Below are 17,747 nucleotides of genomic sequence, written 5' to 3' on the forward strand. Positions count from 1 at the left end.
GTGAAATCAATAGGAAATGAAGCTTTAAACAAACGTTTGATCAACATTCGCCGAGCGCTTCATGAGCATCCAGAGCTGGCGTTTGAAGAATATGAAACGACAAAGAAACTGCGCCGCTGGTTAGAAGAGGAAGGGATCACTGTACTTGATATCCCAGCCCTTCAAACAGGCGTTGTCTGTGAAATCAAAGGAGAACAAGAGGGGCCAACAATTGCTTTGAGAGCCGATATTGATGCACTTCCGATTGAAGAGGCATCTGGCGAACCATTTTCTTCAAAGATACCGGGTAAAATGCATGCATGCGGTCATGATTTCCATACAGCTTCTATTTTTGGCGCGGCTCTTTTATTAAAAGAGCGGAAACACGAGATCAAAGGAACGGTCCGTATTTTGTTCCAGCCGGCTGAGGAAGTTGCTCAAGGGGCGAAACACGTCATAGAGGCAGGCGTTTTAGATGGAGTCGATGCGATTTTCGGTATGCACAACAAGCCTGACCTGCCAGTTGGCACGATTGGCATTAGAGAAAAAGCATTGATGGCGAGTGTGGACCGGTTTGAAATCGATATTAAAGGAACGGGTGGCCACGCCGGTATTCCAAATCACACGGTAGACCCCATTGCCATCAGCGGGCAGATCACAAGCGCCCTTCAGCAAATCGTCAGCCGCCGCATCAGCTCTTTGCATCATGCGGTTGTCAGTATCACACGCATTCAAGGCGGTACGTCATGGAATGTGATTCCCGACCGTGTTGAGATGGAAGGAACCGTTCGGACGTTTGAGCCTGAAGTAAGAGCGATGATTCCGGAGCTTATGAAACAAATCGTCAGCGGAATTGCAGGAGGATTCGGAGCAGAGGCTGAAGTGAGATGGCATCCTTATTTGCCTTCTGTCATGAATGATGAGCGTCTGACAAAGGTAGTAGAAGAAACGGCTGGCTCACTTGACTTACATGTCGTGCAGGCAGAGCAGTCACCGGGCGGAGAAGATTTTGCTCTTTATCAAGAACGCATTCCAGGCTTTTTTGTATGGATGGGGACTAGTGGTACGAAGGAGTGGCATCACCCTGCGTTTACATTAAATGAAGACGCACTTCCAGTTTCCGCTGCCTTCTTTGCTGAGCTTGCCGTTCGGGCATTGGAGTCTCGATCATGGAATTAACAAAACATCTGGCAGAAGCAGTGCTTTCTGCTGATCCGCTGCAAGATGAGCGGGCCATTCAAATGGCTAGAAATGGCCTGTTAGACGCGGCAGCATCAGCGCTTGCTGCGAAAGAGGATGAAGGGATCCAAAAGCTGATGCAGCTTGTTGAACAGGAAGGCGGAGCCGCTCAGATTTCTGTCATTGGACAAGGAAAGAAGGTGAGCCGCCAATCTGCAGCAATGCTGAATGGCTACCTCATCCATGCCCTTGATTATGATGATGTGCACTCAGATGTGAGAGGACATCCGAGCGCGGTCATCATTCCAGCGCTGCTATCACAGCTGACAGACGGCAAAGGGTATGGCGAGCGGTTTTTAGCTGCCTACATCACAGGTGTTGAAGTGATGGCAAGACTTGGCGAATCGATCGGTAAGGCGCATTATGAGCGGGGCTGGCATAATACAGGAACACTCGGAGCCATTGCGGCAGTGTGTGCGATTGGCTATTTGAAACAAGTCTCCAAGGAAGAACTGACGAAAGCAATCGGCTTTGCCGGAGCGCAATCAGCCGGAATGCGAAAGCAATTTGGCTCTGATATGAAACCATTACAAGCCGGCTTAGCTGCTAAAACAGCCGTTTGGTCTATGGATTTAGCTTGTTCAGGTTTTGGCGGGAATGACTCGGTTCTTGATGGCGCGCTTGGTTTCTTTTCACTCTATGGAGATCTGGAACTTGCGAAAAGCCGTTTGCTAGAGGGCTATGGTTCTACATGGCGTATCGTTTCGCCGGGGCTGTGGTTCAAAGTATATCCATTCTGCTCAGCAGCCCACCATGCAGCAGATGCGATCCAATCCTTAATGAAAGAGCGGTCTTTCTTGCCGGAGCAGGTAAAACAGGTCGATGTCATATTCCCGCCAGGCGGAGATGCAGCGCTTATTGAGCGGACACCTTTAACCGGGGAAGAAGGACGATTCAGTGTCGAATATGTCATCGCACTTGCAGTGTTTGGACAGACGCTTACGCTGGATGCCTTTACGAAAAAAAACATTCCATCAGACATGCGGACATGGATGAAGCGGGTAAACAGAGGATATGATCAAACGACAGTACCCCATCCCGATGCTGTCCCAAAAGGACGCTTTACGATTGTGAAGCTCACCTTAACTGACGGCACCACCATGACCAAGCGGGTAGATATTCCGCAGGGAGCACCAGGCTGTGCGTTATCGAAAGAAGACATCATACAAAAGTTAAGCAGCGTCACAAGCGCATCTCAGGCACAGCAGATTTTACAGGCGGTTGAAGAGGAAAACGACGCTGCTTATTTGAAGTTGCTGGCATGATAAAAAAGCTCATCGATATAGGGACTGACCCCATAAGATGAGACAAATAAAAAACACCTTCAAGTTTGAAAACGGATCGTTGTGATCCGAAATAAAACATGGAGGTGTTTTTTCTATGGGGACAAGAGTGAGTTATCCGGTTGAAGTCAAACAGAAGGCTGTAGAAATGAGATTGGCAGGCGTATCAATGAAAGAGATTTTGCGGGAATTGAATATCAAAAATAAAACGCAGGTTCAGACATGGGTGAGGTGGCATAAGGCTGGGGATACACACCGGTTCGAACAGCCTGTTGGAAAACAATATACCCATAGAAAGGGTCCCGAGTACTCTTCCGAATTAGAGAGACTGCAGGCAGAAAATCGCTATCTGAGTCAACAGAATGAAGTTTTAAAAAAGTACAACGAATTGGAAAGGAAGTTGATAAGGAAACGTCAATCAAACTGGTAGAAGAATTGTGCAAAACAATGACAGTACAGGACATCTGTGTCCATTTAGGCGTCTCACGCGCTTCGTACTATAGATGGAAAAAGAATCTGAATCATTCTAAAAGACAACTAGAGAAACAAATCGGCACGTTGTGCCGAGAGCACAAGTATCGATATGGATACCGAAAAATCACAGCCTTACTAAAAGTGAGAATGCTTATTAACCATAAAACTGTTCAACGTATCATGCAGAAAAACCAGTGGCAGTGCCGGGTTAAAATGAAAAAGCGTAAGAAAAATGGGCAGCCCTATGCTGTGGCTGGTAATATACTGGATCGGAACTTTCAGTCTGATCGCCCTCTTGAAAAACTAGTAACGGACATCACGTATTTGCCTTATGGACAGAAACAATTGTACCTTTCCAGTATATTGGATTTATATAATGGAGAAGTAATTGCGTTTACGATTGGTGATAAGCAGGACACAGACTTTATTTTAAACACACTTGATCAGCTCCCAGCACTGCCTGAAAACTGTGTGTTACATAGCGACCAAGGTTCTGTGTATACATCTTACGAGTATCAGAAAGCTGTTCATATAAAAGGCATTACCATGAGCATGTCCCGTAAAGGGACGCCCGCTGATAATGCCTCCATCGAATCGTTTCATTCCTCGCTAAAGTCTGAAACGTTCTATCTTAACAGCATTGATCGAACTACAACCAACATTGTAGAACGCACTGTCAAAGAATACATTTATTATTATAACAACATTCGTATTCAAACAAAACTAAACAACCAATCACCGATCAACTATCGGCAATTGGCTGTATAAAGGTGTTTTGATCCCTGTCTCAAAAACGGGGGTCAGTCCCATAGTGATGAGCTTTTTTAAATAGATCTATCCTATAACTGTCAGGAAGTTCTTTCTATAAATATATGTAAATGACGCTCTCCTATTTTCAACTAACATCTTGACCATCTTCTGCAATGCCATCATAAAAAAACCTCATGTGATTCACCGCAGTATTAGTTCTTTCAAAAAGTATGAATAAAAGATGACCAAACGATGATAAGTTCATAAAAACAGTGGGAATCCAATTGAGATTTGAAAGGGAACATGTAAAATAAAGCTACATAAAGAAAAACAATGGTAGCAGCGGAGGCTGATCATGAAAATATTAATGATTGAAGATAATCAGAGCGTTTGTACAATGACGGATATGTTTTTTCAACGAGAGGGATTTCAAGCGGAATTCGTTCATGATGGATTAGAAGGATTGAATCGCTTTAAGCAAGAGGAGGATTGGGATCTGCTCATTTTAGATGTCATGCTTCCTTCGATGGATGGTCTGACCATTTGTCAAAAAGTGCGCCAGATCAGTGACATTCCGATTATCATGCTGACAGCCAAGGAAACCGAATCTGATCAGGTGCTTGGTTTTGATCTTGGGGCAGATGATTATGTGACCAAGCCCTTTAGTCCACTAACCTTGATGGCAAGAATTAAAGCGGTGAAACGACGCTTTGCTCATACAACGACTCAAGAAAAGGTGAATGAGGGCGAACGGCTGGAGACAGCACATTTTCAGTTGGATAAAAAAACGAGGGAAGTTTTCCTGGATGGAGAGCGAATAGAGAACCTCACACCGAAAGAATACGATCTGCTGTGCTTTTTTATTCAGCATCCTCGGCAAGTATTTTCACGAGAACAATTGCTTGAGCAAATTTGGGGATACCAATTTTATGGAGATGAACGAACGGTAGATGTTCATATTAAACGGCTGCGTCAAAAAATTGGGGACGGGCCTAAGCCCTTTTTGTATACAGTATGGGGCGTAGGGTATAAGTTCGATGAAGATTAAATATTTTTATCAGCTGCTGATCAGTCACCTTGGGTTATTGCTCATTGCCATTGTCATTATCAGCACCCTTTTATCTCATTTTGTGAAAGATATTGCCTATCAAAACAGAGTGAATGAAATGAGCTCCTATGGGAATGAAATCTTGCAAGATTATAAACGACTTCCTAAAAGCGAAATGACCTTTCGTCTGCGGCCATTTGAAGATATTCTTTCGACGAGGCAAATTCGTTTTTTCGTGTTTGATGAAAAAGGAGATATTCTGTCTCAGCAGCAAGTGATGCCGCCGCATGAAGTATTATTGACAAAGGATTTATGGGCCAAACTCTCAAAAGGAGAGCAAATCATTGTGAAGCGAAGTGATTCACGCCGCCTTGATCAAGAGGCATCACTTGTGGCGCTCCCTGTCATGGAGGATGGAAAGCTAAAGGGCGGAGTTGTCCTTATTGCCCCGATTCAAGGCGCTGAACAGCTCATCGCCCAAATGAATCGTTATCTGTATATCATCGTATTTGTGGCGCTGACGATCACCTTTATTCTCAGCCTGTTCCTGTCTAAATTTCATGTGAACCGCATCAAAAAGTTGAGAGAGGCGACTGAAAAGATTGCGCAAGGTGATTACAACATCAAGCTTGAAAACAAACACCTTGATGAAATAGGCACACTTGGTGAGGATTTTAATATGATGGCCAAGCGTCTTCAGCAATCAAGAGAGGAAATTGACCGGCTCGAAAAGCGCAGACGTCAATTCATCGCAGATGTGTCTCACGAATTGAAAACACCGCTGACCACCATTCGAGGACTGGTGGAATGGCTGAATACTGCGGATGTGTCAGCAGAAGAGAAAGAGAAATGCTATGCCTTAATCACTGATGAGACAAAACGTATGTTGCGCCTCGTCAATGAAAATATGGATTATGAGAAAATTAGATCGAATCAAATTACCCTTCAGAAATTTCATTATCCACTCATTGACACATTTGAAGTGATGAAAGAGCAGCTGAGCCGAATCGCCGAAGAGAAAAACAATCAGCTGATCGTGGACGTTGATCCCGAGCTAAAGGTTTATGCAGATTATGACAGGCTCATTCAAATACTTGTCAATATCACAAAGAACGCGATTCAATTCACAGAAGACGGCCGTATTTACTTAAGAGGAAAACAAGAAAATCAAGAGACGATCATCGAAGTGGAAGACACAGGCATTGGCATTGCGCCAGACGAAGTCAAACACATATGGGAACGTTTTTATAAAGCGGATATCTCAAGAACGAATACACCGTATGGAGAATACGGATTGGGCTTGTCTATCGTGAAGCAGCTTGTGGACCTGCATGAAGGGCATATTGATATGAAAAGTGAAAAAAACAATGGAACGACATTTACCATACGACTGCCGTTTCCAAAAGAAAAAGGCTAAAATGAAGTTCATTTTAGCCCTTTTTGGTGAATCACCACTTATTCATTTTTGGTAAACGTCAACCCAATATGGGCAAGTGCCTGTGGCAAGTCTTTCCGGATGGTGATGTCTTTAAACGATATATTGGATTGAATCGCACTTAAAGCAAGGTCTTGCTTAATACCTGTTAAAACTGCCGAAATTCCTAAAAGTCTCAGCGTTTGTGCGTAGCTGACCAAATATTGAATGCTTTGTTCATTCAGGCTTTTGGTTCCCGATACATCAATGACCAAATGAGAGAGCGACAGCCTGTAGCTTTCCTGTAAAATGGTTTCTAAAATATGCTGAGCACGTGTCTCTTCGATATCACCAAGCAGAGGAAGCACAGCGACACCGTCAACAACTGGTACGATCGGTACAGACAATTGCCGAATTTGCCGGTTGGCACGGTCTAGTTCGAGGACATAGCTTAATAATTAAGCCATCGTTTCAAACATATACACATGCTCTTCTGTGAACTGCTTCGGCCTCAAATCAAGTCCGCAAATCGTTCCGTAGTTCGTCCCATCTGTGAAATTAATGGGAACTCCAATAAACGAGCCGCCTTGAAGATTTTTCGTAACCTCTAAGTATTTAAAACGGTCATCCTTCGAAATGTCAGGAATCACAAGTGTATCCCGATGATCGACCACAAGCTTGCAAAATGTCTTTTCGTAAGGAAGTTCTTCTCCTTCTTCAAGAAGCTGCTCGTCATGATTTAGCACCTTTACAATTTGATTGGTGTTTTGATCATTTTTAGCAATAAACAGTGTATTCACATCAATGAATTGACTCATCATGTTTAAAATACTAGTAGAAGCATCATGAAAATTGCGAAACTGTTTTAATAGTTGTTGACGAGGCATTGTTTTAGGACTCCTTGTAGCTCCGATCATAGGCCGGAACGGATAGTTGATTTGTCTCTATCATACAAAATCAAACAAGAAATAGATACACTTTAATGCGCAAAAACACTCTGATCGTCGAGATGAAAAAAGACTGCCGATCCAAAGATATGGCAGCCTTCTGATTAAAGAGAGACAGGGACAGTAGACATAGAGAAAAATTCCTCATACAAGGCTTGAACAGCTTCTTTTTCTTGAGCCGCTTTGACGCCAAACATCATGCTGACCTCTGAAGAGCCTTGATTGATCATTTCAATATTGACCTTCGCTTTTGACAGCGCCTTTGCCGCTCTTGCTGTTGTGCCAACATTATGACGCATCGCTTCTCCTACAACCATAATCAGCGAAAGATTTCGCTCTAAAACGACCTCATCTGCATCAAGCACGACCTTCAAGCGGTCTAGCAGCTCCTCTTCGATATGCTGCTCCTCCAGCTGATCCTGACGTAAAATAATGGTCATATCATCAATGCCAGAAGGAACATGCTCATACGTAAGCCCATACTCTTCTAGTGTTTGCAGCACCTTTCGTCCAAAACCGACTTCTCTGTTCATCAAATATTTACTAATGTAAATACTGCAAAATCCATTGTCTGAGGCGATTCCAACAACAGGTCCATTTGTATGGTCCCGCTGATTTACGATTTTTGTCCCTTTTGCCGACGGGTTGTTGGTGTTTTTAATCTGAACCGGAATGCCTGCACGGAAGGCAGGAATAAGTGCTTCATCATGGAACACAGAAAAACCAGCATAGGACAGCTCGCGCATTTCCCGGTATGTCAGCTCTGTAATCTCTTTCGGTTCATGAACAATCGTTGGATTGACGGCATAGACAGCATCGACATCTGTAAAGTTTTCATATACATCTGCCTTCAAACCGTTCGCTAAAATGGAGCCGGTAATATCTGAGCCGCTTCGCGAAAAGGTGACGATGTCTCCCGCGAGACTAAAGCCAAAAAAGCCAGGGAATATAATAATGCCAGAGCGCTCTCTTAATTTGTACAAATGATCATAAGACTCCGGCAGAACTTGTGCTTGGCCAGGCTCATCGCTCACAAACAAACCAGCTTCCTTTGGATTCACATAATGAGCTTCCACACCCTGGTGGCGGAAATAGGCGGCAATGAGCTTAGCGTTATTGTCTTCACCGCTTGCTTTAATGGCATCAAGATAGCACTCAGGGCGGGATGAATCAGCCTGTAATAATGTGTCTAAATCTTGCCTGATGGTATCGATAATGTCTTGACCTAATCCGAGTTCATCCGCTATTGAGGCATACCTCTCAATGACTGCTTCCTTTAAATCATGTGCTTCGCCTAAACGTAAATATTGTTCACCGCAGCTAATTAATAGATCGGTGACCTTTGTATCCGTTGAATGCCGTTTTCCTGGTGCGGAAACAACGACTGCTTTTCGAGCTGGATCTGCTGTTACAATGTCAAATACCTTTTGCAGCTGCTTGCCAGATGCAAGTGAACTGCCACCAAATTTAACGACCTTCAATGCATACATCTCCTATAGTAAAAATTTTCTCACAAATTGAATAGTTCCTATTATCAACTCTTTTCTTTAAATTATCAAGGTTTTTCTTCACTAGAAATACAAATGTGTTTGCAGAGAGGACGATATTGTATGAGTATATGAAAAAAGAGCCGGCCATATGCCGAGCTCTTTTTCTTATGAAGAAGACGAAGAGGAAGATAGCTCCTGCTTCATCACTTTATTCTCACGTTTTTTTTCCTTTAAGAAAAAGGAGAGGACGAGTCCAATGACGGCAATCAGACCAGAAATGAAGAATGACGTATTCATTCCATGAACGGCCGATTTTAATGGATTGGCCAATTCTGCATTTGCAGCAGAGCTGCTCATGATAGAGACAAGCACAGCCGTTCCAATGGAACCGCCTACTTGTCTCATCGTGTTATTCATCGCTGTCCCATGAGGGATCAAATGAGGCGGTAAAGAGTTAATACCTGCGGTTGTCAGCGGCATCATGATCATCCCAACCCCAATTAACCGAAGCGTGTAGGCGACCGTAATGAGGGCAATCGATGAATCAAGGGTGAGCAGCATAAATGGCAGGGTGGTAACGGTGAGTATCGTAAATCCGCCTAATGCCAGCCCTTTTCCGCCGACTTTATCAAAAATCCGTCCAATAATCGGTGACAGGAGTCCCATGAAGAGAGCACCTGGCAATAAGATAAGCCCTGTATCAAGTGCAGACAGCCCTCTGACATTCTGCGTATAAAGCGGCAGAATCGTCTCTGTCCCAATTAATAAAGCAAAGACAAGCATGCCGAGGAAGGTTGTTAAGCTAAAGATCGCAAATTTAAATACGCCAAACTCCAGCATCGGTCTTGTTAAGTTCGACTGGCGCAGGATAAAGAAGAACAAGCTCACGGCGCCGACAATCAGCGAAATGAGAACAGTCGCACTCGTCCATCCATACGTGCCGACACTAGAAAATCCGTAAAGCAGCCCGCCGAAACCGAACGACGACAAGATGACAGATAAGACATCAATACGTGTTTCTCTTTGCTGCGTCACATTTTTCATTAAGAAGAAAGCAAGAATGAGATCAATGATACCGATTGGCAGAACAATATAGAACAAGAACTTCCAGCTGAAGGAATCAACAATCCAGCCGCCAAGTGTTGGCCCAAGCGCAGGTGCGAACGAGATGACAAGTCCGACCATGCCCATTGCCTGCCCGCGTTTTTCTTTCGGGAAAATGGTTAAAAAGATCGTTTGCATCAGCGGCATTAAAATCCCTGCGCCTGCTGCCTGTACGATACGCGCTGCAAGTAACACCGGGAAATTCGTTGCAAATGAAGCAAGAATTGTACCGGCTGTAAAGATGCTAAGTGCCGTTAAAACTAAAGAACGGCTTGAAAATTTCTCAATGAGGAAAGCCGTAATGGGGATGAGAATCCCGTTTGTCAGCATAAAGGCTGTTGTAAGCCACTGTCCTTTGCTGACCTCAATATTGAAATCTTCCATGATATGCGGGATCGCTGGAATGAGAAGCGTTTGGTTTAAAATCGCAACGAATGCCCCAACGAGGAAAATCCCAACAATCACAGATCGATTATACGATGTAGTTGATTGGTTCATGTTATCCCTTCTTTATCTATAAAATGATGTTTTTCAGCTGTGACACGTTTTGTGATAAAACGCTGTTTTTGCCTAAATAATCGAGCAGTGAGCTGACTAAAAAGGTTCTCGGTTCATCCTTTGATAATTCTTGATTGAGCAGCTCATAAGCAGAGAGGAGATCGTCCTTTTCTTCTCCGTTTGACAGTGCGTGAAGCTCTTGTTTGATCTTCGATAAGTACGAGATGACAAGTTTTTCTTCATCATATCCGTCCTGTGAGGAAAACAAATAAGAGTCCATGAGCTGATCTGTTAACACAGGCTCAATTGAGCAAGGCTTTTTCGATACACGGTCCATCACACCGATAATCATCTCAGCAGCATTTTCTAATTTGATGTTCTTGTGCTCAATCGCCAGCATTAAGATGAATTCTCTCATTAATCCATTGAGAACAATCACGAGATCCCAGACATAAGGAGCGACAGATTCACCATAGGTGCTCAAAATAATGTCTTTGTGCCGCTGCATGATAATGGAGCGTGTCTCGCGTAAGTGTTTAATGACAATAGGCGAATGCTGAGAAAAAGCTTCAAAGGACAGCATGTTCAAAAATTTATGATTCTCTTTAAACTCTTCAAGCTCAAGCTTGATCTTCTTTGTGAATTTTTCCTTTTTGGACAGCGTCGTTTCTGAATGAATGATGCGGGAAATCTCTCTCATTTTGCGCTGATTGTATTTAATCAGTTCTAGTAGAAGAGCTTCCTTTGAATCAAACAGTTTATAAATAGACGCTTTTGATATTTTACAGGCATCGGCAATTGACTGCATGGAGACACTCATATAGCCTTTTTGAGAAAATAATTTCTTTGAAACCCGCAAAATCTCTTCTTGCTTTTCGTTCATCTTCATAAGTCCTTTCCGAATCGGCAAAACCATATGGTCACAATGGAAACCGAGTGGTCACTTTTGCTATGATAACAAAACCAATGACCCATGACAAGAAAATGAACTTAAAAAAATACCCGTCTGCATGACAGGTATTTTATCCTTCCGCATGTGCGGTATATATTTTTGTTTTGCCGTGAAGTTCGACGACCAACATGTCTTCTCTCTCTTTCACAGAGTAAATAGCGGCCCCTTTTTGCAGCCTAGAAGCTGTACCATGTTCAAAATTTTTGGCGGCTGTTTTCTGAATGACACCTACTTGCTGATGTTTTGTGACGTGTAAGGATGTCGTCCAATCTACATTTGTTTCATAGACCGTTCCTTCCCATTGAAATAAATCTGCCTGCTGATCGATAGCTAATAACTCTTCCGCACTAGGTGGTTTTGACTGAGAATATTGGACGGACTGGCAGGCGCAGAGGAAGATCGCGAGAATCATCATCAATAAACTCATCCATATATTATGTTTCAAAATGGGTTCCTTCCCTTCAGACAGTCTCATGAATAATGGACGTTTGTGAAGTCATATCGTTACTTGACTAGTCAGCTCCAGGTGAATGAGATTGTATGTTGGCACAAAATACGATACATTTATTGTATGACGAATCCAAACCATCCAAACAAAGAAGATATGAGACTGATTTCTGTGCTGCACGCATTGGCTGATCCAATCCGGTTAGAAATTGTCCGCTGCTTAGCGGAAGCGGGGGAGAGGACATGCGGCACGTATGAGATGAATATTGCCAAATCCACGCTTTCCCATCACTTCAAAGTGCTGAGGGAGGCAGGTGTCGTGAAAGTGAGAATTGACGGGAAGCACCGTTACTATTCTTTAAGAAAAGAAGACATCGAGACCGCTTTTCCTGGACTCATGTCATCGATTCTAGCTATAGATAAAGAACGGTGGTAAGCCAGCTGTCTGTGAAGAGCAGCTGGCTGTTTTATTTCCCGAAAATGGCGTCATACAGCCGTTTCACTGCCGGCTGAATATCCTCTTGCTTCATATGTGAGAAGCCGAGGACAAGCGGAACAAAGCCTGGCTGATGCCCCGGCAATTGCTCATCAAGGGTAAAACGATCCATTCCGTACATTTTCAGCTTTCTTTCCTTCGCTCGCTGTAAAATCTCATGCTGCGTTCGATTTGAGCGGAACTCTGCGATAAAATGAAGACCGGCATTTTCTCCAATAATCCGCACATTGTCAGCAAAAACCGTATTGAGCTCTTCAATAAGCTGCTTCCGTTTTTCCTCATATAAACCATTCATTCTTTTAATATGCCGTTGATACGCCCCATCTTTTATAAAATGAAGAAGGGTGTATTGTGTAAAAAGATTAGCTGTTTGAATGAAAAAATGCTGTTCCTCCTTATAGCGTCTCAATAAATGCTGAGGCAGCACCATATAGCTTAGCCGCAAGCCGGGCAGCAATGATTTTGAAAAGGTGCCCATATAAATGACTTTGTCATATCGGTCAAGACTTTGCAGCGCCGGAATGCTGTCTGTGCCATATTTAAATTCACTGTCATAATCATCCTCAATGATATAACGATCTGGCTGATCGGCTGCCCAGTTTAACAGCTGAATGCGCCGGGAAATCGGCATAATCACCCCTGTTGGAAATTGATGGGAAGGGGTAATGATTAACACATTTGGCTGTTTCTTATGAATGTCGCTCATCTGCACACCTTTTTGATCAATGCCAATCGTTTCAATTTGGTGATGATTGTTTTTCAGCATTTGAAAGAGCCGGCGGTAGCCAGGGTTTTCTAACCCATATATTTGATCGGCCGGAAGAATGCTTGATAACGAATGGATCAGTGACTGTGTGCCTGCACTTAAAATGAGCTGTTCTGGATAGCATTTGACTCCTCGCGCAAGTCCAATCAGCCGGGCAATCGTTTCCCTCAGCTCATACACACCTTGTGGATGCGGAAGCTCACCGAAGGCATCTTGGTGGAGATGGATCGCCTTTTGTTCACTTTTCAGCCAGCTTTTAAATGGAAAGTTCGCTGTATCGACGGAGATATGTGAAAAGGAATACCAGTCGTCTCGTGCAATCGGTTCTTCCTTTAAATCTACAGGAAGAGAAGAGGGTTTTAGCTGACCAGATTCATGAAACGTTTCTAGTGATTCCACGAAAAACCCTTTGCGTTCAACCGAATATAAATATCCCTCGGCAAGCAACTGCTGATAGGCGCCATTCACTGAATTAACGCTGACGTTTAATGTATCGGCTAACTCTCGTTTGGACGGTAATTGATCATGCGGCTGAAGGTTGCGGTTTAAGATTTCCCCTTTAATTTTCGTATAAATTTGATGATAAATATATCCGTTTTGCCCTGTTTGATCTAGTTGAATTGTCAGCATCTCATCATTCCATCCTCTCTGGTACCATGAAAAAAATGATATTGGTACTTTCTATCATACCAAAAAATATTCAGAATAATAAAAAAGGATATAAAGGGGATGGATGACAATGAGTCAAACGACAACAAACCGTTTTTCAACTGAAGAATGGCAGGGGAAAAGAGATCAATACGTCGCAAGAGGCGTAAGTAATGGCAACCGTCATCTTGCAGCGAAGGGGAAAGGAGCCGAGCTGTTCGATATTGATGGGAAGCGATTTATCGATTTTGCAGGCGCCATTGGCACATTAAACGTAGGACATTCACATCCAAAGGTCGTGGAAGCGGTCAAAGCACAGGCAGAGATCCTGATTCACCCAGGATTCAACGTGATGATGTACGAATCGTATATCGAATTGGCAGAGAAGCTGTGCCATCTCACACCAGGGGATCATGATAAGAAAGCCATTTTTCTTAATTCAGGTGCAGAAGCTGTTGAAAATGCGGTGAAAATTGCACGTAAATATACGAAAAGACAGGCCGTTGTGTCGTTCACAAGAGGTTTTCACGGCAGAACGAATATGACAATGAGCATGACGAGCAAGGTCAAGCCATATAAATTTTGCTTCGGGCCATTCGCATCTGAGGTGTACCAAGCACCGTACCCTTATTACTATCAAAAACCTGAAGGATTAAGCGATGCTGCTTACGACGAGTACATCATTGATCAATTCAATCAATTCTTCGTCGCAGCCGTTGCACCAGAAACCGTTGCTTGTGTGGTCATGGAACCAGTCCAAGGGGAGGGCGGATTCATTGTGCCATCGAAGCGCTTTGTTCAGCATGTCGCTTCCTTCTGTCAGCAGCACGGGATTGTTTTTGTTGCAGATGAAATCCAAACCGGTTTTGCAAGAACAGGGAAATACTTTGCGATTGAGCACTTTGATGTGGTGCCGGACTTAATCACTGTGTCAAAATCTCTTGCAGCTGGCTTACCGCTGAGCGGTGTCGTTGGCAGAAAAGAACTGCTTGATGCGGCAGATCCAGGGGAGCTTGGGGGAACATATGCAGGAAGTCCGTTAGGCTGTGTAGCTGCACTGGCTGTCCTTGATATCATTGAAACAGAACAACTGAATCAACGATCTGAACATATTGGACAAGTCATTGAGGACAAAGCCAATGAATGGAGAACAGCGTATCCATTCATTGGGGAAGTCCGCCGGTTAGGGGCAATGGCGGCAATTGAAATTGTGGAAGATCAAACAACGCGTACACCAGATAAGAAAAGAGCCGCAGCGATTGCAGCATATGCAAATGAGCACGGGCTGCTTCTTTTAACGGCAGGGATTAATGGGAATATCATTCGCTTCTTAACACCACTTGTCATCACAGATGAGCTGCTTCACGAAGGACTAGGGATCATCGAGGACGCCTTCAAAGCACGCTAAACAACAAAGGGGGATGGTTGTATGCAAAAACAACAAATGGCAAAAACCATGTCGCAGTCTGACGTACTGTTTTTGTCCATTGGTGCAATGCTTGGCTGGGGCTGGGTTGTACTTTCGGGAGATTGGATTTTAACAGCTGGATTTTTAGGCAGTGTGATTGCTTTCGTTATAGGCGGTATTCTCGTCATCTTTATCGGACTTACGTATGCTGAGCTTTCGTCTGCGATTCCAGAGACAGGCGGAGGGCTCGTTTTTGTCCAGCGGGCATTTGGGATGAAAGCAGCGTTCGTCTCAGCATGGGGCGTATTGTTTGGTTATGTGTCTGTGATTACGTTTGAAGCTGTCGCCTTGCCGACCGTCATTGATTATGTGATTCCAACACAGCATGCTGGCTTCTTATGGAATATAGGGGGATGGGACGTTTATTTCACGTGGGTATTGATTGGATCTGGCGGTGCATTGTTTTTAACAGCGCTGAATTACATTGGGGCGAAGCCTGCTGCCATTTTTCAGTCCGTGTTCACAGTGGCGATTATTCTGACAGGTTTTCTCCTTTTAGGCGGCGCAACATTTAATGGAGATTTTGCAAACCTTGAGCCGATGTTTCAAGGCGGGGTTGGCGGTCTTATGGCGGTGTTAGTCATGATTCCCTTTTTATTCGTTGGGTTTGATGTCATTCCGCAAGTAGCGGCGGAGATTAACGCACCAAAAAAAATCATTGGGAGAATCTTGATTATTTCCATCGTGAGTGCGGTCATTTTTTATCTGCTTATTGTTTTTGGGGTAGCTGCTGGAATGTCAAAGGGACAGCTTGAAGCCTCTTCATTAGCAACAGCAGATGCGATGGTTCAGCTTCTCGGTCATCAAGCGTTTGGAACAGTGCTGGTTATTGGCGGTGTAGCAGGGATTGTGACGAGCTGGAATGCTTTTATTATCGGTGCAAGCCGTATTTTATATGCTATGGCGGAAAGAGGTATGATTTCCAAATGGTTTGCGTATATTCATCCAAAGTATAAAACACCGACAAATGCCATTTTATTTCTTGGAGCTTTGGCTTTTTTCGCTCCATTATTAGGGCGCCCTGCCCTCGTATGGATTGTCAATGCGGGCGGTGTCGGAATCATCGTCGGGTACTTAATCGTGTCCATTGCCTTTATGAGACTTCGGAAAACAGAACCTGAGCTGGAGCGTCCATACAGCATTAAATATTGGCGGACGACAGGTGTTTTAGCCATCGGACTGAGTCTTCTTTTCCTTTCATTTTACTTTCCAGGAATGCCGGCCTCCTTATCTTGGCCAGCTGAATGGATATTGCTTTTAGGTTGGGTACTCATTGGGTATATACTATATGTAATGAATCCAAGAACGAAGGAGACGGTAGAGCATGACAAACGAACTCAAAGTGTATAATCCTGCAACAGGAGAAGAAATTGCTTCAGTTGCTCAGCATACAAAAGAACAGATCGAAGATGCAATTTCCCGTTCACACAAAGCATTTAAATCATGGGCAAAAACGTCAGCACATGAACGTGCCAATATCATTCGCAAGTGGTTTGATCTGATGATTGAGCATAAAGAGAGGCTTGCGAAAATCATCACAGAAGAAAACGGAAAGCCGTATCAAGAAGCATTAGGAGAAATCGTCTATGCGGCTGGTTATATTGAATGGTACGCAGAAGAAGCAAAGCGAATCTACGGCAGAACCATCCCGTCACATACGACGAACAAACGCCTTTTCGTCACAAAACAGCCAGTTGGTCCTGTTGCTGCCATTACTCCGTGGAATTTCCCTGCGGCGATGATTACGAGAAAGGCAGCTCCTGCGCTTGCAGCAGGCTGTACGTTTATTGTAAAACCTGCTGAAGACACACCGCTGACAGCTATTGAACTAGTAAAATTAGGTCATGAAGCCGGCATTCCAGAGGATGCACTGCAATGGGTTGTGGGAGACGGCAAAGAAGTGGGTGAAATCTTCACAGATAGTCCATTGATTCGAAAAATCACGTTTACAGGCTCAACGCCCGTCGGGAAGCACCTGATCAAAAACAGTGCCAGTACAGTCAAACACGTATCAATGGAGCTTGGCGGTCATGCTCCGCTCATCGTAGACAAGGATGCGAATCTTGAACTAGCTGTCAAACAAGCAGTGGCATCTAAGTTTCGGAACGCAGGGCAAACCTGTGTCTGTGCCAACCGCTTAATTGTGCATGAAGACATTCATGAAGCATTTGCGCAAAGATTCAGCAAAGAAGTAGAAAAGCTGAAAGTAGGAAATGGCTTTGAAGAAGGCACATCCATCGGTCCAATTATCAACAAGCGCGGCTTTGATAAAATTGTCGGTCAAATTCAAGATGCAGTGGATAAAGGGGCGAAAGTTCTTGTCGGCGGCGATACGCATTTCGACGATGACAAATCATATTATTTTGTCCAGCCAACGGTCCTTACACATGTGGACCCTTCGATGAACATTATGCATGAAGAGACCTTTGGTCCAGTGGCACCTATTACGACATTCAAAACGTTAGACGAGGCAATTGAATTAGCCAACGATACACCTTTTGGCCTTGCAGCTTATTTCTTTACAGAAAATTATCGGAACGGACTCTACATTTCAGAACATCTCGATTATGGGATCATTGGCTGGAATGATGGCGGTCCATCGGCTGTCCAAGCACCTTTTGGCGGTATGAAAGAGAGCGGAATTGGCCGAGAAGGCGGCATCGAAGGGATCGAGCCTTATTTAGAAACAAAATATGTATCCATTGGTTTAGAAGAATAAACGTGAAAAAGACTGTCAGAGGAAT

The 17,747-nt window shown here is 43.9% G+C and carries 16 protein-coding genes; 9 read left to right on the forward strand and 7 right to left on the reverse strand.

All coding sequences use genetic code 11. The features are described from left to right. The 5 genes from MHH65_RS02115 (at position 1) to MHH65_RS02135 (ending at position 6,190) form a co-directional block, all read left to right on the forward strand. Positions 1-1,158: an amidohydrolase gene (locus MHH65_RS02115; protein WP_326355680.1), complete on the forward strand. Its 1,158-nt coding sequence runs from the start codon at positions 1-3 to the stop codon at positions 1,156-1,158. Further along, positions 1,149-2,483, forward strand: coding sequence for an MmgE/PrpD family protein (locus MHH65_RS02120; RefSeq protein WP_335351041.1), 1,335 nt, complete (start codon positions 1,149-1,151; stop codon positions 2,481-2,483). The genes MHH65_RS02115 and MHH65_RS02120 overlap by 10 nt, the downstream gene beginning before the upstream one ends. Positions 2,484-2,598: 115 nt before the next feature. Continuing rightward, a protein-coding gene (locus MHH65_RS02125; protein ID WP_340719352.1) for an IS3 family transposase occupies positions 2,599-3,743 on the forward strand; the annotation gives its coding sequence in 2 pieces (ribosomal slippage) (positions 2,599-2,872 and positions 2,872-3,743; 1,146 coding nt in all). Positions 3,744-4,080: 337 nt separating this feature from the next. Beyond that, positions 4,081-4,773, forward strand: coding sequence for a response regulator transcription factor (locus tag MHH65_RS02130; RefSeq protein WP_024425529.1), 693 nt, complete (start codon positions 4,081-4,083; stop codon positions 4,771-4,773). Continuing rightward, positions 4,763-6,190, forward strand: a complete 1,428-nt coding sequence (locus MHH65_RS02135) for a HAMP domain-containing sensor histidine kinase (protein ID WP_034622940.1) — start codon at positions 4,763-4,765, stop codon at positions 6,188-6,190. The genes MHH65_RS02130 and MHH65_RS02135 overlap by 11 nt, the downstream gene beginning before the upstream one ends. A 38-nt stretch (positions 6,191-6,228) precedes the next feature. Here the strand turns inward: MHH65_RS02135 and MHH65_RS02140 are convergent, their stop codons facing one another. The 6 genes from MHH65_RS02140 to MHH65_RS02165 all read right to left on the reverse strand — a co-directional run bounded on the left by MHH65_RS02140 (position 6,229) and on the right by MHH65_RS02165 (position 11,623). Next, positions 6,229-6,594 carry an STAS domain-containing protein gene (locus MHH65_RS02140; RefSeq protein WP_342497889.1) on the reverse strand — a complete coding sequence of 122 codons (366 nt, stop codon included), beginning with the start codon at positions 6,592-6,594 and terminating at the stop codon, positions 6,229-6,231. A 51-nt stretch (positions 6,595-6,645) separates the two neighbouring features. Further along, positions 6,646-7,074, reverse strand: coding sequence for a GAF domain-containing protein (locus MHH65_RS02145; RefSeq protein ID WP_342497890.1), 429 nt, complete (start codon positions 7,072-7,074; stop codon positions 6,646-6,648). A 164-nt stretch (positions 7,075-7,238) separates the two neighbouring features. Then, the gene (locus MHH65_RS02150; protein WP_024425532.1) at positions 7,239-8,615 is read right to left on the reverse strand and encodes an aspartate kinase; all 1,377 of its coding nucleotides are present in this window, start codon (positions 8,613-8,615) and stop codon (positions 7,239-7,241) included. Positions 8,616-8,789: 174 nt separating this feature from the next. Next, positions 8,790-10,226, reverse strand: coding sequence for an MDR family MFS transporter (locus tag MHH65_RS02155; RefSeq protein ID WP_025093639.1), 1,437 nt, complete (start codon positions 10,224-10,226; stop codon positions 8,790-8,792). Between the two features lie 16 nt (positions 10,227-10,242). Then, positions 10,243-11,109 carry a TetR/AcrR family transcriptional regulator gene (locus MHH65_RS02160; RefSeq protein WP_226340860.1) on the reverse strand — a complete coding sequence of 289 codons (867 nt, stop codon included), beginning with the start codon at positions 11,107-11,109 and terminating at the stop codon, positions 10,243-10,245. A 139-nt stretch (positions 11,110-11,248) separates the two neighbouring features. Further along, on the reverse strand, positions 11,249-11,623 hold the full coding sequence (locus MHH65_RS02165; protein ID WP_268414490.1) for a hypothetical protein: 375 nt from the start codon (positions 11,621-11,623) through the stop codon (positions 11,249-11,251). Between the two features lie 126 nt (positions 11,624-11,749). Here MHH65_RS02165 and MHH65_RS02170 point away from each other — a divergent pair, with 126 nt between their 5' ends. Continuing rightward, entirely contained in the window at positions 11,750-12,061 is a 312-nt protein-coding gene (locus MHH65_RS02170) for a metalloregulator ArsR/SmtB family transcription factor (RefSeq protein ID WP_024425536.1), read from the forward strand. Positions 12,062-12,092: 31 nt separating this feature from the next. Here MHH65_RS02170 and MHH65_RS02175 read toward each other — a convergent pair whose 3' ends face one another. Further along, positions 12,093-13,517, reverse strand: coding sequence for a PLP-dependent aminotransferase family protein (locus MHH65_RS02175; RefSeq protein WP_268414491.1), 1,425 nt, complete (start codon positions 13,515-13,517; stop codon positions 12,093-12,095). Between the two features lie 109 nt (positions 13,518-13,626). Here MHH65_RS02175 and gabT point away from each other — a divergent pair, with 109 nt between their 5' ends. The 3 genes from gabT to MHH65_RS02190 are packed head-to-tail and all read left to right on the forward strand — an operon-like array spanning position 13,627 to position 17,722. Beyond that, a complete protein-coding gene (gene gabT, locus MHH65_RS02180) occupies positions 13,627-14,943 on the forward strand; it encodes a 4-aminobutyrate--2-oxoglutarate transaminase (RefSeq protein WP_268414493.1) in 1,317 nt (438 codons plus the stop codon). A gap of 21 nt (positions 14,944-14,964) precedes the next feature. Beyond that, positions 14,965-16,353 (forward strand): APC family permease, encoded by a 1,389-nt coding sequence (locus MHH65_RS02185; protein WP_098677290.1) that lies wholly within the window; start codon positions 14,965-14,967, stop codon positions 16,351-16,353. After that, a complete protein-coding gene (locus MHH65_RS02190) occupies positions 16,328-17,722 on the forward strand; it encodes an NAD-dependent succinate-semialdehyde dehydrogenase (protein ID WP_268414494.1) in 1,395 nt (464 codons plus the stop codon). Before MHH65_RS02185 ends, MHH65_RS02190 begins: the two co-directional genes overlap by 26 nt. Positions 17,723-17,747: the final 25 nt, after the last annotated feature.

The organism is Bacillus sp. FSL L8-0654 (assembly GCF_038629965.1).
Taxonomy (GTDB): Bacteria; Bacillota; Bacilli; order Bacillales; family Bacillaceae; genus Bacillus; species Bacillus safensis.